23 protein-coding genes and 1 pseudogene are annotated in these 22,604 nt (G+C 39.4%); 3 read left to right on the top strand and 21 right to left on the bottom strand.

Annotated features, from left to right (window positions below):
• The first annotated feature begins 440 nt into the window (after window positions 1–440).
• From modA to QSJ81_RS22115, 3 genes are all read left to right on the top strand, one after another.
• Window positions 441–1,244 carry a molybdate ABC transporter substrate-binding protein gene (gene modA / locus QSJ81_RS22105; RefSeq protein WP_285719516.1) on the top strand — a complete coding sequence of 268 codons (804 nt, stop codon included), beginning with the start codon at window positions 441–443 and terminating at the stop codon, window positions 1,242–1,244.
• A gap of 148 nt (window positions 1,245–1,392) precedes the next feature.
• A complete protein-coding gene (modB, locus tag QSJ81_RS22110) occupies window positions 1,393–2,052 on the top strand; it encodes a molybdate ABC transporter permease subunit (protein ID WP_038673492.1) in 660 nt (219 codons plus the stop codon).
• A gap of 28 nt (window positions 2,053–2,080) precedes the next feature.
• Window positions 2,081–2,785, top strand: coding sequence for an ATP-binding cassette domain-containing protein (locus tag QSJ81_RS22115; RefSeq protein ID WP_285719517.1), 705 nt, complete (start codon window positions 2,081–2,083; stop codon window positions 2,783–2,785).
• Window positions 2,786–3,000: 215 nt separating this feature from the next.
• Here QSJ81_RS22115 and QSJ81_RS22120 read toward each other — a convergent pair whose 3' ends face one another.
• The 21 genes and pseudogenes from QSJ81_RS22120 to QSJ81_RS22220 all read right to left on the bottom strand — a co-directional run.
• Complete coding sequence (locus QSJ81_RS22120; RefSeq protein WP_285719518.1) at window positions 3,001–3,204, bottom strand: TOBE domain-containing protein; 204 nt, start codon at window positions 3,202–3,204, stop codon at window positions 3,001–3,003.
• A gap of 107 nt (window positions 3,205–3,311) precedes the next feature.
• Window positions 3,312–4,328, bottom strand: coding sequence for an ATP-binding cassette domain-containing protein (locus tag QSJ81_RS22125; RefSeq protein ID WP_285719519.1), 1,017 nt, complete (start codon window positions 4,326–4,328; stop codon window positions 3,312–3,314).
• Between the two features lie 47 nt (window positions 4,329–4,375).
• The gene (locus QSJ81_RS22130; RefSeq protein ID WP_285719520.1) at window positions 4,376–5,062 is read right to left on the bottom strand and encodes a GTP-binding protein; all 687 of its coding nucleotides are present in this window, start codon (window positions 5,060–5,062) and stop codon (window positions 4,376–4,378) included.
• The gene (locus QSJ81_RS22135) at window positions 5,053–6,291 is read right to left on the bottom strand and encodes an ABC transporter substrate-binding protein (RefSeq protein ID WP_285719521.1); all 1,239 of its coding nucleotides are present in this window, start codon (window positions 6,289–6,291) and stop codon (window positions 5,053–5,055) included. The genes QSJ81_RS22130 and QSJ81_RS22135 overlap by 10 nt, the downstream gene beginning before the upstream one ends.
• 443 nt (window positions 6,292–6,734) lie before the next feature.
• Window positions 6,735–7,271: a pyridoxamine 5'-phosphate oxidase family protein gene (locus tag QSJ81_RS22140; protein ID WP_285719522.1), complete on the bottom strand. Its 537-nt coding sequence runs from the start codon at window positions 7,269–7,271 to the stop codon at window positions 6,735–6,737.
• Window positions 7,268–7,981 (bottom strand): type 1 glutamine amidotransferase, encoded by a 714-nt coding sequence (locus QSJ81_RS22145; RefSeq protein ID WP_285719523.1) that lies wholly within the window; start codon window positions 7,979–7,981, stop codon window positions 7,268–7,270. The genes QSJ81_RS22140 and QSJ81_RS22145 overlap by 4 nt, the downstream gene beginning before the upstream one ends.
• Window positions 7,982–8,021: 40 nt before the next feature.
• Window positions 8,022–8,567, bottom strand: a complete 546-nt coding sequence (locus QSJ81_RS22150; protein ID WP_285719524.1) for a gamma-glutamylcyclotransferase family protein — start codon at window positions 8,565–8,567, stop codon at window positions 8,022–8,024.
• Between the two features lie 87 nt (window positions 8,568–8,654).
• Window positions 8,655–9,518, bottom strand: coding sequence for a hydroxymethylglutaryl-CoA lyase-like TIM-barrel protein (locus QSJ81_RS22155; RefSeq protein ID WP_285719525.1), 864 nt, complete (start codon window positions 9,516–9,518; stop codon window positions 8,655–8,657).
• A 29-nt stretch (window positions 9,519–9,547) separates the two neighbouring features.
• Window positions 9,548–10,636, bottom strand: a complete 1,089-nt coding sequence (locus tag QSJ81_RS22160) for a homocitrate synthase/isopropylmalate synthase family protein (RefSeq protein WP_285719526.1) — start codon at window positions 10,634–10,636, stop codon at window positions 9,548–9,550.
• A 39-nt stretch (window positions 10,637–10,675) separates the two neighbouring features.
• A complete protein-coding gene (gene nifB, locus QSJ81_RS22165; protein WP_285719539.1) occupies window positions 10,676–11,953 on the bottom strand; it encodes a nitrogenase cofactor biosynthesis protein NifB in 1,278 nt (425 codons plus the stop codon).
• Window positions 11,954–12,054: 101 nt separating this feature from the next.
• Window positions 12,055–13,443, bottom strand: coding sequence for a Fe-only nitrogenase subunit beta (gene anfK / locus QSJ81_RS22170; RefSeq protein WP_285719527.1), 1,389 nt, complete (start codon window positions 13,441–13,443; stop codon window positions 12,055–12,057).
• A 68-nt stretch (window positions 13,444–13,511) separates the two neighbouring features.
• Window positions 13,512–13,862, bottom strand: coding sequence for a Fe-only nitrogenase subunit delta (anfG, locus tag QSJ81_RS22175; protein WP_285719528.1), 351 nt, complete (start codon window positions 13,860–13,862; stop codon window positions 13,512–13,514).
• A gap of 12 nt (window positions 13,863–13,874) precedes the next feature.
• A complete protein-coding gene (gene anfD / locus QSJ81_RS22180; RefSeq protein ID WP_285719529.1) occupies window positions 13,875–15,440 on the bottom strand; it encodes a nitrogenase iron-iron protein, alpha chain in 1,566 nt (521 codons plus the stop codon).
• Between the two features lie 165 nt (window positions 15,441–15,605).
• Window positions 15,606–16,013 carry a P-II family nitrogen regulator gene (locus QSJ81_RS22185; protein WP_285719530.1) on the bottom strand — a complete coding sequence of 136 codons (408 nt, stop codon included), beginning with the start codon at window positions 16,011–16,013 and terminating at the stop codon, window positions 15,606–15,608.
• 12 nt (window positions 16,014–16,025) lie between these two features.
• Window positions 16,026–16,352, bottom strand: coding sequence for a P-II family nitrogen regulator (locus QSJ81_RS22190; RefSeq protein ID WP_285719531.1), 327 nt, complete (start codon window positions 16,350–16,352; stop codon window positions 16,026–16,028).
• Between the two features lie 34 nt (window positions 16,353–16,386).
• Entirely contained in the window at window positions 16,387–17,214 is an 828-nt protein-coding gene (gene nifH, locus QSJ81_RS22195) for a nitrogenase iron protein (RefSeq protein WP_285719532.1), read from the bottom strand.
• Window positions 17,215–17,640: 426 nt separating this feature from the next.
• Window positions 17,641–18,639, bottom strand: a complete 999-nt coding sequence (locus QSJ81_RS22200; protein WP_285719533.1) for a hypothetical protein — start codon at window positions 18,637–18,639, stop codon at window positions 17,641–17,643.
• Window positions 18,640–18,974: 335 nt separating this feature from the next.
• The gene (locus QSJ81_RS22205; protein ID WP_285719534.1) at window positions 18,975–20,138 is read right to left on the bottom strand and encodes an aminotransferase class I/II-fold pyridoxal phosphate-dependent enzyme; all 1,164 of its coding nucleotides are present in this window, start codon (window positions 20,136–20,138) and stop codon (window positions 18,975–18,977) included.
• Window positions 20,139–20,339: 201 nt separating this feature from the next.
• On the bottom strand, window positions 20,340–20,765 hold the full coding sequence (locus QSJ81_RS22210; RefSeq protein ID WP_285719535.1) for an HIT family protein: 426 nt from the start codon (window positions 20,763–20,765) through the stop codon (window positions 20,340–20,342).
• A 65-nt stretch (window positions 20,766–20,830) separates the two neighbouring features.
• Entirely contained in the window at window positions 20,831–22,249 is a 1,419-nt protein-coding gene (gene uxaC, locus QSJ81_RS22215) for a glucuronate isomerase (protein ID WP_285719536.1), read from the bottom strand.
• Between the two features lie 60 nt (window positions 22,250–22,309).
• Window positions 22,310–22,604: pseudogene (locus QSJ81_RS22220) on the bottom strand (TRAP transporter substrate-binding protein); the annotation flags it as partial.

The following is a 22,604-nucleotide window of genomic DNA, read 5'->3' on the forward strand; positions in this document are numbered from 1 at the left end:
TCTTTGTACACACAATTGGTTATCCATAACCAAACACTATCAAACTCAACTTAACCGCATTATACATCTATACAACGTATAATTCAATGCATTTATTTTATAAAATGAAGACTTTTTTATTGACTCTAGTATCCTTTTGTAGTATTTTAGTTATAAGTTAGCACTTATTCTGTCTATTTAATTCTACGCAGCAATTGACCTTATTTTAAATTGAGATACAAAGTTGTATCAACTAATCTAGTTCTGTTGAGCTATGTTAGTTGTTTTTTTTATCCGATGACTAAACCGCTCTAAGACTCCCATCTTCTATAAGTAGGAGTTAAGAGCGGCTAAGTCCCTGGATAAGTGCGACTAAGATTCAGATGGAGTTAAAACTCCATCTGAATCAAGTCTTCTTTATAAAGTATACTAATTAATAAAAAACAGAGGAGGCAATTTAATTGAAAAGTCGTTTACTAGTATTTTTAATGGCAGCCCTGCTAATAGTAGCTGCCATGACTACAGGGTGCGGTGGCGAAAAATCAGCAGCTCCAGCCACACCGCCACAAAAAGTTGAGTTAAACGTATCTGCAGCCGTCAGTTTAAAAGATGCCCTTGCTGAAATCCAAAAAAATTATGAGGCGAAAAATTCCAATATAAAACTAGTTTATAACCTCGGAGCATCAGGTGCTCTCCAAAAGCAAATTGAGCAAGGTGCTCCCGCTGATATTTTCATCTCTGCGGCTCCAAAACAAATGAATGATTTAGAAGAAAAAAATCTAGTGAATAAAGCTACTCGCAAGAATTTGGTAGAAAACAAACTGGTTATTATTGTACCTACAGCATCGACTCTCAATATCACAAAATATGAAGATTTAACAAAGGATGAAGTTCAAAAACTAAGTATCGGTGAAACAGCATCTGTACCAGCCGGGCAATACGCACAAGAAGTCCTAAAGAAGTTAGGGATTTGGGATAAAATACAAAATAAAGCCGTTCTCGCAAAAGATGTTCGCACTGTTTTGACTTATGTGGAAACAGGCAATGTAGAAGCTGGCATCGTTTATAAAACGGATGCCGCATCTAGTGACAAAGTAAAAATTGTAGCTACCGCGCCGGAAGGTTCTCACCAACCAATCTTATATCCCATTGCTATTTTGTCAGGAACCAAACAACAGAAAGCCGCTGAAGATTTCCTCACCTATCTAAGCACTCCTGAATGTAAGGCTATATTTGAAAAATACGGTTTTACCATGAGCAAATAATATGTAGTTAACGCACTGATTATTTGAATTGTCAGGATCTTATAAAAGCGGTACAGTATAGGAATGTAGCCTTATAGAGATCTTGATTTATGCACATCTTTAGTGCGTTTTTATTCTATAAATATAAAAGATGGCGCAGGTGAAAAATATGGTTGAATGGCAACCCGTTATTCTCTCCATCAAGGTTGCTTCTATTTCAGTACTATTTGTATTTTTTCTTGGAGTATTATCGGCTTATGTGATGAGAAGTATAGATATTCCAGGTAAAGCAGCTTTAGAATCATTTTTTACTCTGCCCTTAGTTTTACCTCCTGTAGTCATTGGTTTTTTACTATTAGTCTTAGTTGGCAAACAAGGACCAGTGGGTATCCTATTAACAAAATATTTCAATATGCAGATTATATTTACCCAATCTGCCGCCGTTCTCGCTGGTACTGTTGTCTCCTTTCCATTGATGTATCAAAGTACCAAGGCAGCTTTTGAGGGTATTGATAAAACCCTGGAAGATGCCGCTCGTACTCTAGGTGCTAGCGAGTGGCGGGTATTTTGGACAGTAACGATCCCATTATCTTGGCCAGGTCTTGTATCCGGCTTGGTATTATCCTTTGCAAGAACCTTAGGAGAATTTGGTGCTACGATTATGATTGCCGGTAATATTCCTGGTAAAACCCAGACTATCCCCTTGGCGATTTACTTCGCAACAGAATCAAATGATCTAGTAACTGCAGGGATGTATGTAATCATCATTAGTGTACTCACCTTTTCTATTATTTTCGGTCTGAATCATTGGAAAGGAAAAACACATTAGCTGAGACAGCAATAGGAAGGGGTATTCTATGCTAACAGTAGATATAAAGAAAAAATTATCTGACTTCACTTTAGACATCTCATTTACTGCTCCGAATAAAACCCTTGTTTTATTCGGTCCTTCCGGCTGTGGCAAAACAACCATCTTGCGTTGTATAGCAGGCTTAATGAAACCAGATGAAGGTAGCATTGTATCTAATAAAACTGTTTTTTATTCTTCGAAAGCAGCAACTCATTTACCACCTAGAAGTAGGAATGTCAGCTATATGTTTCAGGACTTTGCACTATTTCCTCATATGAATGTAAAACATAATATTTGGTATGGAGTGAAAACACATAGCCAGCAAGCAACTGATTTGTATGAAAAACTCATTACCCTATTAAGAATTGAGCATTTACCCCATCGAACAATAGTCCAATTATCTGGCGGAGAAAAACAACGGGTGGCTATGGCTCGTGCATTAATGGCTGAACCACAGATTCTTTTGTTAGATGAACCTTTATCGGCACTCGATGCCCAAAGTCGTTATGAATTACAAGATGAATTAAAAAAGTTGCAAGAAATCTGGAATATTCCATTTATACTTGTTACCCATTCACCAGAAGAAGCCCAAGCCCTCGGTAGCGAAGTAATTTTTCTTCATCAAGGACAGCAGGTTTCAGAGCCACCACCCTCCTGGTACATGAATAGCAATGGTAAAACGACAAGAAGTTCTTTTCAATATTTTTATTAATCCATAATAAGAGAAAAACATTAACACATATTTTTTTAACCACAGAGGCGCAGAGGACACAGAGAAAAGATAGAGTTATAAAATCCCCCTCAGCGTTCTCTGCGCCTCTGCGGTTCATCATTTATTCTCGTCTTTTTAACAAATCATTTACTTTCTAACATAACAAAGAAGAAGGCGTTTTTTATAATCGCCTTCTTCTTTGTTATGTAGGAGTATTATTTTATGATCATAACTTCTGTGGACTTGATCAATGCAGTGACTTCATCTCCGACTTTTAATCCTAAATCATCAATTGAATCCGTAGTGATAGTAGCGACAATTTCATCACCTTTATAGTCAACTACAACTTTGGCCATTACAGTGCCTTTTACTACCTCTTTGACAATACCTTGCAATTTGTTTCTACCGCTGATTTTCATAGTAATATCCCCTCTCTTATTATAATTTTGCACAAAGAGCTAAGCTCTTGGATACAAACTTTATCATCATTTTATATTTTCACATAGTTAGCTATATAAAATACATTCTATGTTATCTGTATGTCCAATAAAATGTTGTCAATTTGTCCACCACTACGTAACAATTCCCGAATCGCCAGCATTTTTTGATCTATTCTAGTCAATGTCACTAGATTTTCTCGTTCTTTCTCGGAGGTTTCAATGACCCTACAGATACCGCCATTTTTAATCACAATCCTTTTATCCCCCATCAATGCCAATATGGGGTCATGAGTTGCCATGAGTACAATTTTTTGTTTATCAATCAATAATCGTAAGGCCTTTTGACGATCAATACCTGCATTTTCAATTTCATCAATCAAGACAATCGGTGATGAACTTAAATAGGCCGTATCGGCAATCATTAAGGCCCGAGATTGCCCTCCACTTAACGATGTAATAGGTGTATCTGGTGTAAATTGTTCTCCTGCCAATTCATTGGCTTTGGCGATAATATGACTTTTTATTTCTTCTATATTCTCCAACATCCTACTTTCTGCATGCATACTGACAAATTCGTCTACTGTTAGATCCATAATAAAATTCATATTTTGCGAAAGCTGGGCTACCAACTTATGTTCAACAGAATAACGGCATTTCATATCAGGCAACTGCCCATTTATCAGTATTTTGCGATTCGTGGGTGTATCTTCTTGTGCCACCCATTCAATATCGGCAAGTAATCTGCTCTTGCCAGAACCAGTAGGCCCCACAATGCAGACAATTTCCCCTGCCTGTATTGTCAGTTCTATCTCTTCTGATTTTCCATACTTGTCATTGCCGCCTAAGATAGTAATTGACTGGATTTTGATCTTATCTTCTTTTAATTTCTCCATTTGTATCATAAACAAAAGAAATTGATCCAGTAATTCTTGGCGTCCTATCCCTAAATCCTGTAGCGCATCTTCCTCTATCGCAGCAAAATATTGAGCAACAGAACATTCTTCACTTTGCTGAAGATTCGGTAGTGAGGAAAAAAAGTCCATCGCATAGGGGTACTTACTAAATAATTGTTTCAATGTCATTAGGCTTAGACTATCCCACATGGCACTCCCACCTTCCTAGTAACATAAGTCCGTTATTATCTATCTCTTCAACTCAGATCCATTTTACGTACATTGCCCATCTGAAAGTTTTGACCAATGCGGGTTTGCCCTAAACAATAGGAACAGGTAGCTGCTGGCATAGAAAATCTTAAATGATAATCCGTAAGACTTTCCACACTTTCAGATTTTTTAAACATCTGACCAACTTCCCGAGCCCCTTGACCTGTAATACCATTTACATGAACAATCATAGCACTTGGATTTGCCTGTTTTACTCGAAAGGCAAATACTTCCCGTTCGGCCTGGGAAACAATATCCCCTTTTGTAATAATAACTATATCAGCTAATTTAAGCATAGGGCCCACTTTCCTCGGAGTGTTTACGCCGCTCAAATTATCAATCACACATACTGCCATGACATTACGAATATGAGGAGAACACCGATTACATAAACCGGCACTTTCCGTAATTAACAAATCCAATTTATTTTTTTGCGCCCACGCCAAGCAATCCTGGATATTACTCACAAAAAAATGATCTGGACAAATATTCCCCGACAGACCGATCTTTGCTTCAATGCCCTTTTTTTGATATAAAATCTGATCTTGGGTAGATAGGCAATCAAATTTCACCACCCCCACTTTCAGTTTTTCATCTTGAAGAGCTTCAATAATTTTTATTATTACTGAGGTTTTCCCTGCTGAAGGCGGTCCTGCAACGGTTATTAACTGCATATTTTCTTTCCTCCACGACGATAGACACTCATAAACTTATCATTCATTGTTTCCACGAGAACTTTCATATCATGGTTCTTTATAAAGTCCCAGCCTAACCACTTTAAATTTGCCTTTTCAGGAAGCGTATTTTTTACATCAACGTGCACAGCAGGAAAATGTGCATCAGAACAAATCCTCCCAATCTCAGGCCCCATCAAATAATCCGTCAACTCTTGCAGCTCTTGCATTTTATCCTTTTTTATCAACACAGAGACGGGATAACTCAGCGCCCCTTCTTCTGGCCATATTACCTTTATATTTTTACATTCCTTCATTGTTTTGTAAAAGAAGTAAGGCATAATATGAATAGGCGGTACATCACTACGATTACTAGTTAACTCTTTTATCATTTGCGCCGGATGTAAACCATATTTAACCGAACGTCCTAATTGTTCAACACCAGTTTCCCCATAATCTTTATAATAATTCATTTGTACAACATCGCAGAAAATATCGCCATGCCCCCGCATCACCACTTTATTTTCATAAACAGGCTTTAACAAATCACCCCATGATTGGGGCATGGGAGCGTCTCCGAGACGATTTTCATCCACTGCCATAACTAGAATATTAATCGCGATCACACTAAAATGACCATCAGGATCAATAATACCACTTTCGGCTAGGCGAGAATTTATAGGACGGTTTATTACATCGGCGAAGACTCCTTTCGCAACAAACCGCTCCATGAAATTTTTATAAAAAAAACTATAGCCAGCAGTCATGATGATATCAGGTATTTCATCAGCCTCTTCAAAATACTCTAGATAATCTTCGTAATCGAGATGATCATTAAAGAAAGATTCAATACAATAATTTAGCGGCAGTTTTTTTTCTTCTCGCAAATAATCTAAAAAAAGTTTCAATTCACTCTGCATAGGAACTTTTAAGGGACAAGGCAGTAAAGACAACATATTTAAATGCTTCGAACTATTTTCAAGCACAGTAGTCTCTAGCTTTTTATATCCTTGTCTTTCGGCAATTTTTTCTTCTAATAACAAGATAAATGGTGCTGGATTTATGCCCTTACTCTTTAAAGCCGTTTTTAATTTTAAAACCACTCCTAACTGCTTTATGACTGTATCATCGGCGAAAATGGAAAATCCATTATTAATAAATACCTCTCGCGTTTCAGGATAAATCTTTATAATTTCACCAATTGTCATAGTAAGCTGTATCCGTTCCACGCCGTTCCCTCCTAGCATTTTTACAACATATTATTTGTTACTATAGCCATTTTGCTTTTAAGTTGATGCCATTTAAAACTAATTGATACGAGTTTAAAATAAAAACCGACTCGAGGCGCATAAATACACCTTAGTCGGTACGTCGTTGTACATAAAACATTATACTTTGATATAGCTTTATTATACATATATGTTACATCGCATTCAATCTATTTATTTTATTTATTAGAAAAGCTAACATTCTACTAGATCGTAAATTGTTAGCTTTTCTATATAAATAAAAAAAGAAATCAATGTTTTAACCACAGAGGCGCAGAGAACACAGAGAAAAATAGATAGAATTAAAAATTCCTCAGCGTACTCTGCGCCTCTGCGGTTAAATCGTTATTCTTTTCTTTCCTTCTAAATAACAGATCTGACAATAGCAAAGAATTTATCATGAATTACTGCGCTTTTGGGTTAAACAATTGATCTGTTTCCACCGTGTTCTCTTTGGCCGTCATTTCCTGTGGTGTCAGTCGATACACCAAAACCCCATTCCCATCCATTCCAGAACGATACTTCTCAATCAAAGTACTGGTTAAAGGATGATCGTAATACTTTGGCATAAATTTCTCCAGCAATTCCTGGAGAACTGTGGCAGCCTCTTCATAATCAGTCACTTTTTCAGCGGTACCGAAAAGCATTACACTCATATAGGAGGTATCGGCATGACAAGGCACCGGATCGGTCACAGTGCCGTGTTCTTTATAGACTGTGAACGAAACGGGCGGCTTTTGGGAAAGGATCGTTACCTTTTTACCTGACCCCATGCCATGAAAGTAAATAGAGCCATTGTACCATACATAATTAACTGGCACGGCGTAGGGCAAACCATCACTTACCATTGCAAGCACGCCTGTTCTTTCTCGTGAAAGAAACGTTTCAATTTTACTTTGATCTGTGCAATTTCTCTTGGTATAACTAACCTGATGCATCATAGCTCCCCCTCTCTGTACATTTTCTCTAATTGCGTAAGAAACTGATTCATCCACATATTATTTTGCTCAATGTATTCAGGATGAGTCAAGAGTTCTTCCGGTGCCTGCACATAAATATCCGGTACCATTTCGTCTCGGCAATTTTCTACGAGGCCTTCAATGATGGAAGGCGTGTTCTCCATATGATATTGAAACCCAAATACTCTTTTTTTATAAATGAAGGCCTGATGTTTGCAAGCTTGGCTTTGGGCTATACACTCAGCATCTTCTGGCAGAACACTGAACGTGTCGCCATGCCACTGAAATACAACTGGCTGCTCAGGGAAAAATGAAAATAGTGGTGATAACCTGGCCGCCTCACTCAAATGGACAGGAAACCAGCCAATTTCCTTATAAGGATTTTGGGTTACTTTGCCGCCTATACAATCGGCAATCAATTGACCTCCGAGACATAGACCAATAATTACTTTACCAGATGCAATGGCTTCCCCAATGAATGTCTTTTCAGCGGCAAGCCATGGATATTGATCTTCTTCATAGATGTTCATCGGCCCCCCCATAACCACAAGCCAATCAAAATCCTGCTGCTGGGGAAGAGGGCCATTTTGATATAATTGCGTATTGGTTATAACATGATCATTGTCCTTTGCCCATATTAGAATGCTGCCGGGATTTTCAAATGGAACATGCTGTAAATAGTGGAGTCTCATACTTATTACGATCCTTTCAAAACTAATTTTAAAGGGAATCCTATTCACCACAATCGCCACAAGTTACGTTCATATAACTAAACTTCGATTTTCTCACGAGGGGCACTGCATAAGCAGCAGGTTTTGTTATCCTATTCTGCAATAGAGCTATATACCCTTCTGGCAAGCCTTGTTCTTTTGCGCTTTGTATAATGAAATTTAAATATTCGCTGCTAGGAGGCGTCTCCTCGCCGCCTTTATCTTTTTTATAAATCACAGCATCGATTGCTCTTTGCTCACTATCAATTACATCCAGTGGATAGTGAAAATACTGTCCTGTACCATCAAAACGAGCATCTACATACATATCCAGTTGCTCGCGATCAAAGAACTGCAGCTCGTATAATACACCCCAAACTTCCGAATTGGGATCAGTAACTACCGTTTCCTGCGCTCCGTCCCAAATGGCAGAATATCCATAAAATTCAACTCTATAACCAGGCAAACGAGCAATGCCAACTACCTTTGGGTTCAAACATCGCTGCTGCATTTGCGCCAAATTCATATTAGAACCATAGGCGAAATAATGGTGAGCAATTGTCTTCATTATTTTTCTCCTCTTTTTGAAAACTTAATAAAAGTTGAAGATTACACTCTTCAATCATCATGAAGATACTACTCTCCCTCATACTCACTACATAATCATGCGACAGATTGATCCTACCACGGGACGATAAGGAAATAAAGGCCTGTTACTTGCTTTTGCTACTAACTCCGCTAATGAACCTAAAGCACCTGACTCAACGCCACAATGATAGCCATAAAATTTTTCTAAGGAAGCCACAACCTCCTCTAATGATGCATTTCCCGCCCGTTCACCAATTCCTGCTAACGTAACACTTGCAAATTCAGCTCCAGCCTGAAAGGCAGCTAACGTATTTGCTGTCGCCAAACCAAAATCATTATGACCATGAAACTCGATCGGCAGGGAACATCGACTAACTAAGTTTTGCAAACGATCGAAAGTCATGAAAGGATCTAGACAGCCTACCGTATCGGCAAACCGTATCCTCATAGCCCCAAACTGAGCAGCGACATCCGCAAAACGCAAGAAAAATTCTGGATCAGCCCTGGAAGTGTCTTCTGCCCCTACAGTGAAATCACAACCATAACTTTGAACTAACTGCAACGCCGTTTTTAATTGATTAATAACCCATTTCCGATCCTTTTTTAGTTTGTAGTCAATATGCAGATCAGACACAGGCAAAGAAATATGAATACAAGAAAACCCACAGGACAAGGATGCACGAATATCTGCCAAATCCGCTCGATTCCAGGCAATCAAGGTTGCGTGCAAAGGCAAAGCCAAAAGAGTACGCAAGGTTTCCTGTTCTTCTTGCCCCATGGCTGGAGTACCAGCCTCAATCCAGGAAACACCAGCCCGGTCAAGTGCAATCGCCATAGTTATTTTTTCTTCTGTAGAAAAAACAACACCAGCCGATTGTTCACCATCACGAAAGGTTGTATCGACAATTTGAAATCTGGTCTTATGATCCACAATAAGCGCCTCCCTACCTTCATAAGCCATTAACTAATCTGACTGTTTTGTAGTTCATCTCTGTGCCAATATAATTGATGCAGTTGCAAATCAGATAATGGGCTTTTTTGCATGGAAGCAATTCTCCTTACTTTTTCCAGCATATGCAGCGCTTCTGTCTGACTTAGGTCTAAATTCCACTGCAAGAATTTAATCCTAAGAGAAGCCGTCCCAGAATGTTTACCAATTACCAATTGCCGTGTTTGCCCGACTTCTTCCGGCTCTATGACTTCATAGAGTAAAGGATTTTTAGTAATACCATCAACATGTATTCCTGATTCATGGGCGAATACATCGCGACCAATTAAAGCCTTATCCACAGGTAACTGTACTCCCATATACGACAATATCTGTATGCAATCCGCTGTTAAGGAAATTCCAGACGGCATTTGTTCCTGTTTCCATAAATGTTTGACCACCATTAAGACTTCTTCCATAGCAGCATGATTTGGCGATCCGACACCACTGACGGCTGCTGCTACATATTGAACTCCCGACCTGAGGGCTGCTAGACTATTAGCGCTGGCTAATCCGTAAGCATTATGCCCATGAAATTCCATAGGACAAGGTATCGTCCGCTGCAATTTTTCTAATTTGCGATAAACGCCAAACGGCTCTAGAGCACTTCCTATATCTTGATAAATCAAGCGTTTCACTTGATACCGAACTAGCAGGGACCAATAAAGCGTTAGTTCAGAAGTAGAAAGTTCTGCAGCATTTTCAATGCATACATATACTTCCTGCGCAAATTCTTGGGCTGCAGCTAATGCATCTGCAAGCTGATCCATTGATGGATGCAAAGGCTGATGACACCAGGTAATGATTAACCTTGTAAACCCCATCTGTTTTGCTTCTGCTATTTCTTCTAAGGAGGAGTGAGTTTTACAACGCAACAAAGGTAGTAAAAGGGACTGTTCTAAACTAGTACCACTTCTTTGCAAATGATGCAATGATACATCTACCGTTTCTATTGAATATTTCTTTAAAAGTGGTATCATCAGCTCAATAGCAGCTATCGGTGTACCTAAGCGCAATGCTTCGTTTATCGTCTGATCAACCACCATAACCATTTGTTTCATTTCTATCACTCTCCCGCCTATTTTTTAAATGCTCCCCTTCTATGAGAGTTGCTGTTGTGCAAACAGTAATCCTTGCTCAACGGTATCACAATATTCTACACTGACAATGCCACGTTCCAGAAGTTTCTGCTGGGCATGATAACCGATACGCATGGTAAGTACTGCATCACAGTCAGCAATGGTATCAATTAATGCCTCGCGGCGTAACTGCTCTTCCTCACAATCATCCATTCCTAAACAGTATTTATCAACTTGACGGGTTTCCGTAAGGGAAATTCCTGTACCAGCTATTTCATAAATCAAAAATTCTGTGGCATGACCGAAATGCAGGTTAACTAATTTCCCTTGTTTAGAAGTTACAGCCACCTTCATTTTCTTTTCCTGTACCCCTTGTTCAACACTTGCTGGCAAAGGTGTAAGTGGTGACTCATTATCCCGAAATTCTTGGGAACGATCCGCGCCAAGCAGTCCAATGGCATCCGCACGGCATTGCTTGCAGTGGCGCATCTGCATGACATCTAATTCACAGGAATTTCTCATTTCATTGACATCTTTCATGGTAGTTTGGGGAAAGCTTTCAAAAACACTGCCCGGGGCTGGAATCAGCGGCATAATATTGGTAATATAAACACCAAGTTCCTTCATCTTCTTAACGACTTCTGGGATATGGAGATCATTGATGCCTTTTAACATGACAATATTAATTTTTACGACGATTCCCTGGCTTGTGAGTTTTTGAATGCCAGTTAATTGATTTTCAATCAGAATTTTTACGCCCGCTTCCCCTTCATAATGCTGTCCTTTATAGTTAATATGCTTATAGACCTTCGCCCCAATAACAGGATCTAAACAATTTACCGTTACTGTCACATGAGTTACACCAAGCTCCACAATTTCCTGGGCATATTCTGGCAATAGCAGCCCGTTTGTTGAAAGACAAAAAACAATTTGCGGGTTTTCCTCGCGAATTAAGCGTATCGTCTCCCGCGTATTTTCCCAATCCGCTAAAGCATCCCCAGGCCCTGCAATTCCTACCACACTAAGCTTTTCAACCGTTGCACTTACTCTGTCATATTTCTTTTTAGCCGCCTGTGGCGTAAGTATTTCACTAGTTACACCTGGACGACTCTCATTTACACAATCAAATTTACGATTACAATAATTGCAGCTAATATTACAGTAAGGCGCAACAGGCAGATGCATCCTGGCAAATTTTTGATGAGCGTCAAAAGAGTAACAGGGATGCTTCTGGTTTTTTTCCAACAAAGCAGCAGCCATTTGCATTTTGGTATCCGACGTTGAACCTGGGCAATCCATATTCTTCACCTCAAACTTCTTCTATAATGGTTCTGCCAGAACCTGATCATCATCAGGAACTGGCAGAATCCTATAAGATTACAGTCAATCATTTCATGCGCTTACCAAACATTGAGAACCCATTCCTTGTTCTTCTTGTACTCCATATCAGTAAACAGCGTATTTGCCATCTCTTCGGCTAGCCACGTGGCTCCTGTGTAGCCAACGACTGGATGACGATGCAGTCCCGCACGGTCGTAAGTGGGGAAGCCTACGCGCACCATGGGAATATTGTAATCGATCGAGATAAACCGCCCCTTAGAATGACCGAGAATCAGATCCAGCTCAAGTCCCTCGTTCTTAATCCGGTTTTCCAGTTCCCACAAATCCGCATTCATAATGATTTCCATATCAAATGCAACATTTTCCTGCAGCGCTTTAATGCGGGGATCGTTAGGATAAGACGTGTTATCATCTCCTAGCAGCAGCAGCATTGGTTTCATCTCCAGATCAAGACAAAACTCTGCAAGACCGACGACCAGATCAGCATTCCCGTAGATAGCGACTTTCTTATCAGCAAAAAACATATGAGTAAGATCAGTCAGGGCATCAATAGCTATGCCTCGCTCACGAACCAGAGGCTCAGGTATTGGCTTGCCGGTCATCTTCTTCACGTTCTGAAGAAAGATATCCGTGTTTCGAATGCCGATGGGAGTCGGCCCAATAATGGTAGGAATATCGAATTCGTTTTCCAGATATTTAGCGGCTTGGCCGCCTTCATACCTGTTTAGCGCAATCGTTCCCAGAGCATTTGCCGTTCCTGTCAGATCCTCAATCGTCGTGTTACCATAGGATACAGCATTGCCGTCTGGCATAAGAGGGGAGTCGAAGCTCTCGATTTCGAACAGAACCGTCGCATCTACCTGCATTTCTGCTAAAAGGTGTTTGAGTGCTGTTACGTCTCCAGGATTAACCCATCCCGTTAACAGGTTAATTTTTCCGTTTGGTTGATCTTTCTTGGCAAAATGACTTACAATATCCTTCACTGCAACATCATAGCCGCTTACCATGCTTCCCTTAAAGCTGGGTGAATGAATGGGAATCAGATGAACTTCCCGACCAGCATATTTTTCTTTCAAAAGTCCATTATTCAGCTTTAATACAACACCATCAATATCATCACCGATAACCTCCGTCGAACAGGTGGAAATAATGGGTATTACTTTCACATGAGGATATCGCATCAAAAGCACATCGACTGCTTCTTCTACACGATGAGTAGCACCAAACACTGCACCATCTTCATGCAGAGAAGAGGACGCAATCTCAAAACTCTCCTTGAAATGCTGGGAGAACAGCAGGCGGACGAACATAACGCAGCCCTGCCCTCCATGAACGATCCCAATACATTCCTTTATTCCTATACTGGCATACTGCGCGCCACAAGGCTGGCATGTTAATATTGGATTGATAACGCCGGCACGCTCTTTGTTTTTCACTTCACAATGCATAGAAATACTCCTTTTCTTCTTTGTTTATTTTGCGTCCGCCGTGACGGCACAGTTTTTATTTGTACTCTTTAATAGTGAGGGTCGGTAAGCTCGGCATTCAGGGATCCCGTTATGGTTAAGTAATCCATGCGGTCTTTCAGTCCCTGCATAAGCAGCTTAATTTCACCTTTGTCTAACGTAGTCAACCAGGAATAACGCTCTTTAAAAGCATCCGCCAAACATACCGCATCTACCCAATACACTTTATCCGTAGGAGTTTCTTTTTCAACAGGTTCTTCGCATAATATCTGCATGGTCTTAGTCAGGATACCCTCGTTTTGCTTTTCTCTATCCCAGGCACGGGAGTGAAACTGCCACAAACAATTTTTCATAATATAATCTACTAGTTGTTCAACTCTGTCTTTCATCATATCCTCCATAACTATCCTCCCTTACACCGCCGAGAGTTTTTTTTTCGCTGGGAAATCTGGATACGTCTTGTTACGCAATGCCGTAATGGTTTCATAGTTACCCGTATATTCCCGCAAATCCTTGGAAAAAGTTATTTCTTCACTTAAATTCACATCGGAAATCATCTTTTGTGTTAAGAAATTTGTCTCGGTAGGTATTTCATCTTTGCTGATATCCACAAAGGAAAGCTGATGAATGGGGGAATAAATTCCATTGTAGATATCCCGGGCAAATCTTACCCAGCCTTCAAAACCTTTATATGGACCATTATGGTACGCATGGGCATTGAGGTAAGGAACCCGAAGTTTTTTAGCAACTTCACCAGGACGCTTCCCGGTGAATATAATATCAGGCTTCAAGATTTCCAAAGCTTCCAGTGCTTCTAATTCATTGGGATCATCGATAGCAAGGGCACCTTCTTCACAGCGGGCAATGCCCTTTTCCATATCACCTTGGTGACCAAATTTCGTATATACGGAGACAACCTCGACACCCATCTCAGCATGGATTGCATGGGCCCAGTGCCATAACTTGGAACCACCTGGCCAGAGACATACTTTTTTACCTTTTAAACGTTCCTTATACCAATCCAGTTCTGGTTTCCATCTGGCAGTTTCTTCATCAATAATCGCTTGTGCTCTGTCTTCAATGCCGAAGAATAAACCAACTTTTCTGAGGGATGACGCCAATGCTTCAAAGCCAAATCCGTCAATATCAAGCCGGGGCGTACCATATCTTACTTTAAGCTCATTGCAGATGTACTCGGCCGAACGGGCACATTCCAGTACGTTAAGATGTGCTCGATGCATTGACCTGAGATCGTCATAGGATCCATTGCCCGTAAAGGTGGAAAGAACCTGAATACCCATTCTTCTGAAATAGTCCACCATGACCTCCTGATCACCCTGAATGTTGTACTCACCCACATAATTGATAACGTAATCACTGGTGATTTTAGGTTCCACATTCCCTACCTTTTGATTAATCCAGGCAATATTAATTTTATGATGTCCCCCTGACTGGCTCGGTCCCCCGAAGCCAGGAGAATTGCAGACGAAGATATCCACTTCGGGCATTTCTTCCATCACTTCTGCCGCAACGGCATTAATATCATCGCCAATCAGCGCGGAAGCACAAGTTTGGTAGAGAGTCATCCGTTTGATATTGGGAAATGCTTTAAAAGCCTCAATAATGTTTTGCTTCAGCAGTTTTTCAGCACCAAATATGATATGCTTTTCCTTCATATCGGTGGCATAGGTATATTTGAGCTGAAAATTATCGTTATCGCTAATATAACGTTTGGTTTGCCAGGTATCATAAGTACATCCGACTGGTCCATGACTCATATGAATAACATCTTTCATCGGTGTACCGATAACATGTTTTGCTCCGCAATAGGCGCAGCCCCGTTCTGAGATTGACCCTGGAATGGTGTTAAGGTATCCAAGAGGAAGAGCCGACGTTATATCCTCACCAGGACCTTTTACAACAGCGTGTTTTTCCCTTTCAGGGATACACTCGCTACATTTAAATTTATGATATGGCATGATTGGTTCCTCCTTTATTTAATGGCATAATCCTTCACCTATACAAGCAGTTTGCTTAATCCGATTGATTGTTTTCACAACATATCAACGCTGCATCACAGACACTTATGGAAGACTTCGTTGTCTATCTCATACAAATCTGAATACACTCTCACTATAATCGCACTAAATTGCCGCATCTCCTGATTCTTTAGTTCTAACCCGAACCGCATCAAGCACTGGTAATACAAAGATTTTTCCATCGCCAACATTGTACTCTGTTTTATTGGCGTCAATGATAGCATTGACAATCTTTGGGACATCTTGGTCATGGGCTAAAACGGTAAACATTCTCCGGGGAAATAAACGGGTCCCGTCTAGAAATTCAGTTATCATCTTATCCGTATTCTGATCATCTTTCTGAGCCAACGCTAATAAGGTTGCTCTACGTTCAGCAATGATAGCTTTATCCTCTACCAATCTGCCCCGCCCCATGACCTTCAAGGCTGTAAAACCAGCAGCCCCCACTTGTACTAGTGCCTTTTTTGTAGCACTGACCTTATTCATCCTTACTACGGCTATAATTTCTTTCATAACACCATCTCCTTATAGCCCAGCAATGCCGCTGGAAACGGTATATACTTCATCCGTAGAACTAATAAATATTTTCCCATCGCCAAAAGCGCCTTCTTCACCAGTCTTAGCATGGCGGAGAATAACATCCAATACATCATCTTTATCTTCATCATTAATCACTAACATAATGAGACTCTTAGGAATTTCATCATATACAACATCGCCAAACTTAATACCCTTTTGTTTACCGCGACCTACAACATCCACTACAGTAGCAGCATGAAACCCAGCGCTAGAAAGCTCATCAAGAACCACTTCTTTTTTATCGGGTCTAACAATTGCTCTAACCATAATCATATATGTGTTCTCCCCCTAGTTTTTTTGTTTTCAATTAATCAGCAATGCCGTATTTAACAACCATAGCCTCTAATTCATCCATGCTGAGAGGTTTAGGAATAACAAAATTCTTATTCTCAATTATCTTGCGTGCTAGCTCTCCGTATTCTATCGCTTGGTTACACTCAGCGTCATATTCCACAACTGTTTTTTTGTTAAATTCAGCTTTTTGCACGATATTATCGCGCGGTACAAAATGAATCATTTGTGTGCCGATTGCAGCCGTGAATTCTTCCAAGAATTCTCTTTCCTTATCTACTTTACGGCTATTACAAATGACCCCACCAAGACGCACACCGCTTTGTTTTGCATATTTAACAAGACCTTTGCAAATATTGTTTGCTGCATAGATCGCCATCATCTCTCCGGAAGCAACGATATACACTTCTTGCGCTTTACCATCACGAATCGGCATTGCAAACCCACCGCATACAACGTCACCAAGTACATCAAAGAACACAAAATCTAAATCCGATGTATAGGCTCCATTCTTTTCCATAAGGTCAATGGCTGTGATTACACCACGACCTGCACACCCGACCCCAGGTTCCGGGCCACCTGACTCCACGCAACGAATTCCCAAGAATCCATCTTTTACAACTTTCTCAACGGTGATTTTTTCTTCCCCTTCATCACGCAGCATATCCATTAATGTTTTTTGGTTCATCCCGCCAAGAATCAAACGAGTTGAATCAGCCTTTGGATCACAGCCATGGATAAATACTTTCTGATCGTAGAAATGTGCCATTGCTCCTGCCGTATTTTGTTGCGTGGTCGATTTTCCAATTCCGCCTTTACCATAAATCGCTATTTTCCTTGTCATTTTCAAAAACCACCCTTAATTTATTTTTTAGCTCTAAAAGATTGGTGCTACTTTCACCTTCACTTTGATTGCCCAGCAAATTCATTTTTACCACGTTGAAAAAAGAGAACCAACGTGTTATAATCTATAACGGGTAAATTGAATGAGCCTAGTGCCACTGGGATTATAAAGTTTGCCTAGCTTCATGGGTACCACGAATACTCATGAAGCATTTTATCGTCTAAACCTATAAAATCACCACCCTTACTTAATAATTAGACCTATTTATATGAAAAATGGGTACACCAAATAGACCTAGCGCCACTGGGATTAAAGTTCCAGTCCCTTCATAAATACCACGAATACTTATAAAAGGTTTTTACTTTGCTTCATGAGTACCACGAATACTCATGAAGCTTTTTATTATTTGTTTCGGATTATGTGGTCTTAATTACATTTGGCTTGCAACGTCATCCTATCATTTTCTAAATCATCTCTATGCCCTAATAGATTACGCCTTTGATGGAAAGGACAGGCTGCATTATATTTTATCATCCATCGATCAAAAGCTGGTTGGATCATTCCTAATGATACGTCAAACGCTTCTGCATCACTGAAAAAGTCATCCAAGAAATCTCGTTGAAAACGTTGTATAATGCCAAATTCATGCTTAGGCTCTAACCACTTGATGCCCATCGCTAGAATACTGCCCTCAATATTCCCTTCTTCCGCTTCCCAGTGATCTCGAGTCGATTTGAGAGAATGCAAAATAGTATGAATCTCGTAACCTCTTCTGCGATAAAAAGGACCAATTTTTTCTTGCAACAACTTTAGCCCTATTTCACCAGAACAACGACGACTGACTTTGCCAAAAGCGTATCCATTATATAAATCAAATAGTAAGTGAAGATAAAACATTTTATTTAACCTTCGGAAAAAGATACATTCATATACTAGTAAATCCCCGGGTCTAACTGCTGGAAAATTTCGGTCACGAAACGCCGGATTCAATCGTTCAATGAACTGTACCTGTTTTTTGTCTAACTCTATTTCCTTATTAAAATAGAGTCGCATTAACTCCAGGCATACATCTTCTCTACTTTCAATACCACACTCTGTACGCAGATTTCGTAGTTCTTCCATTGTCATAGAAATACCACGCTTATTTAAAAAATCCAATATACGAAAATCATTCCAGAAGGGATACTCTAAACAGATTGTCATTAATAAATCACTAAGTTTTTCGCTAGAAGATTTGCTACTTGTTACAGGAGGGACTGCTTCAGAAACAATGGTAACTCGATTGTTTTCATTCCAGTATAAATGCTCAGTAAATCCAATCGATCCATCTGTCCATGGCGCATCTACTTCAACATCGCCCAGTATCATTATCTGAAGTCCTGTTACACCGTGCTTCTTCGATGCTAATATGCTGTTACCCGACACAATACGCACCCCCTTATAAAAAGTAATAGCCGACCGGAACGCACACAGGCATTCGGTCGGCACTTCGTTGTACTCTAAACCAAAGACAACTTAAACATCATTAACTTAACTTGTTTTGATTATACATCATGGTTTTATCCATTGCAATACATTTTAGTTAGTTTTATTATTGTTGTTATATTCTGATTTCATATTCCTATTTCTATCATACATTAACTTGTATTAATAAATTTTATATTATATTACTTACTATAATCGCCAAACAAAAGCATCCACAATACGACCAAAAGATTGCATAGTGGATGCCTCAATCCATATGTTACGTTATTACTGAATCACCTTAACCATTGCTTTATTCTAGAAACCACTTCCACCAATCTCTCTTCAGGTTGTACTAAGGATATTCTGATAAAGCCTTCCCCACATTCGCCAAAGGCCCTTCCAGGGATGACTGCAACTCCCGTGTTTTTCAGCAAATCAACAGTAAAATCAAAAGAACTTTGCTCTGTTGGCACTTTAGCCCATATGTACATAGATGCCTTTGGACGTTCTACATGCCACCCCATAGCACAAAAGCCATCCACAATAATATCTCGTCGCCTTTGGTAAGTAGCCGCCGTTTCTTTAACACAATCTTGAGGTCCTGTCAAAGCAGCGATGGCTGCAAGTTGTATAGGAGCAAATATACCATAATCAAAGTTTGATTTCAGACGTCCTAATAAAGCGATAACCTCCGCATTACCCACAATATAACCAATTCGGCAACCACACATATTATAACTTTTCGATATCGAATTAAACTCTACGCCAATTTCTCTAGCCCCGGGAATACTCAAAAAACTATCTGGCCGATAATCATCAAAGACCAGTTCACTATAAGCAAAATCATTACAAACCACAAAATTATAGCGATGTGCTAAGTTTACCACTTTTGCAAAAAATTCACGTGTCCCAGTGGCCGCTAAAGGATTATTGGGATAATTTAAGATCATTAATTTGGTACGCTTTAGCACTTCTTCGTCAATGGCGTCCAAATCTGGTAAATAGTTATTTTCTGCTGTTAAACACATCCGCTGTAGTTCTGCGCCAGCAATGTGTGGGCCTACACTAAATATGGGATAGCCCGGATCTGGAATTAGCACTACATCCCCTGGATTGACGAGACAAAGTCCAATGTGGGCTAACCCCTCTTGAGAACCAATCAAAGAATGAATTTCACTACCTGGGTCTAGTGTTACTCCAAATTTAGTCTGATACCAATCGGCAATGGCCTGCAATAATTCTGGTTTTCCCTTCGACAGGGTATAGCCATAGTTATTGCCACAATTAGCACCATTCCTCAACGCTTCCATAATATGAGGCGCTGGAGCCATATCTGGATTGCCAATTGACAATTGGATGATATCCTTACCCGAAGCCGCCACTTCCTTCTGCAAGTCCTCGATCTGTGAAAAAATCGCCGAAGTTAGCCCCTTCATACGCTCAGCCTGCTGAATCATAGTATCCCCATCCTATCAAACTGTTTATTTTTTCCATTACAGTTAACATCCTACAGACTTCTACGCATTTTTCTCGAACCCTGCCGAAAAATTCTTTTTTATATGTTTTTTGTCTTTAATCCTTCTAACTTTTTATAGAATGGTATCACAATAAAAAAACTACCCAAAAAGATGTTAGTCTTTTGGATAGCACTTTTTATATTATAATTTTTCCTGGATCAGATTGATCCTTTTTAGATACTCCGCTTCGCTAAGTAATACTTTCTTTTCGGGCATCATTTCAAAGGTTCCGCCCCAAGACGGTCCATCTTGGTACTTCGGTACTAAATGAAAATGCAAATGGGAAAGTTTATCGGAATAAGCTCCGTAATTTAGCTTATCAGGATTAAAAGCCTTCATAATAGCCTTTGCTACCTTTGCTAAATCCTTCATATAGAGCTCATACTCTTTTTCATCTAACTCAGTGAGATGGTTTTGATGCCCTTTATAAGCCAATACACATCTACCCTCGTAAGTTTGTTCCTTAAATAGATACAACGTTGAAACTTCCATTTCTTTTATTTCGATCATTAAATCATCTAACCGTTGATCCTTTAAGCAATAAAAACAATCATTTTTAGCACTCATGTCCAAATCTCCTTTACTGATGATTTCTCATGCATCAATATAGCAATCTCCAACGAGCTATTTATCTAAGTTATTGATTCTAATATTTCAACATCTAGATAGCTTTCTATATTGTTGAAACATATTCCTTTTATCATTTGACCTAAGAAATCAAAATCTTGATAATAACTACCTTTTTCTACCCAGTTGCCTACAAGATTACAAACAATTCGTCTAAAATATTCATGCCTTGTGTAAGAAATAAAACTTCTGGAATCAGTTAGCATCCCAACAAACCGAGAAAATAACCCAATACTTGCCAGGGCCTTCATCTGGTCAATCATGCCTTCTTCATGGTCATTAAACCACCATGCCGATCCAAATTGGATCTTACCCGGTATATCCCTTTGAAAATTTCCTGCCATCGCAGCCAGCATGTAATTATCTTTAGGGTTCAAACAATATAAGATCGTTTTAGGCAGTGATTGGTTAACTTCTAGTGCATTTAAAAAATTGGCTAATTCATTGGCAAAGTTAAAATCTGCTATCGTATCAAAGCCAGTATTGATTCCGATAGAGTGTAACATTCTTGTATTTGTATTGCGTATTGCTCCAATGTGAATCTGCATTGCCCAACCATGTCTTGCATACTCTTTGCCTAAATAAATTAACATTGCGGAACGAAATTTAATTTGCTCTTCCTCTGTGATTGATTGGCTATCAAAACGTTTATTAAAGATATAATCGATTTCAGAAGGATCAGCCTCCATATAAAAATGCTCAGATAATCCATGATCGGATAATCGGCAGCCAATCTCTTGGAAATCCTGAATTCTACGTTTCAATGCCGCAAGGTAATAATCAAGGTTTGTTATGTTAATTCCTGTAATGTTACCTAGCTTATCCAACCAGTTTTGAAAATTCTCATGACTAACTTCTAAAGCCATATCAGGCCTAAAGGTAGGAAGAACCTTTACGTCAAATGTTTTGTCTTCCTTGATTCTCTTGTGATATTCTAACGTATCTACTGGATCATCTGTGGTACAAAGAGCTTTTACATTGGATCGTTTGATCAAGTTCCTCGCTGAAAACTCTTCTTGCTGGAGCATTTCATTGCATTTGTCCCATATAACATCCGCTGTTTCTGGTTTTAAACAATCTTGGATGCCAAAGTAGTGCTTAAGCTCAAAATATGTCCACTGGAATAAAGGGTTACCAATTAAATAAGGAACTGTTTCAGCCCATTTTCTAAACTTCTCATAATCACTTTTATTACCTGTAATATACTCTTCCGATATGCCGTTAGCTCTTAATGCTCTCCATTTGTAATGATCTCCACTTAGCCAGAGCTGTGTTATATTCTCAAACTTTTTGTCATCTGCAATTTCTTGAACAGGGAGATGGCAATGATAATCAAAAATAGGCATATCTTTTGCATACTCAAAATATAACTTTTTAGCAGTTTCTGTCTCTAAAAGATAATTTTCATCCATAAATCCATTCATGTATATCACCTACCATCGAGTTCTGAATAGCCTCTTCGAATATTTCCATATTCTATTTTATTACTTCAATGTGTGTATATAATCAATAAGATCTTTAAATTGCGCACCATTCTTATCAATTACTGGTTTAACGGCTGCTTGCCACTCAGCTACGTTCTCAACAGGAGTAATTGTAACGCCAGCAGCTTTAATTTTTGCGTTGGATTTTTCCTCATATTTAGCCCATTCTTCCTTTTCTGTGGTAACAGAAGCAGTAGCGGCATCTTGAATAATCTTTTGATCAGCCGGTGAAAATTTATTCCACATAGCTAAGTTCATCAAAAGTACTTCAGGAACACGCTGATGTCCATCTAAA

The organism is Pelosinus sp. IPA-1 (genome assembly GCF_030269905.1).
Lineage (GTDB): Bacteria > Bacillota > Negativicutes > DSM-13327 > DSM-13327 > Pelosinus.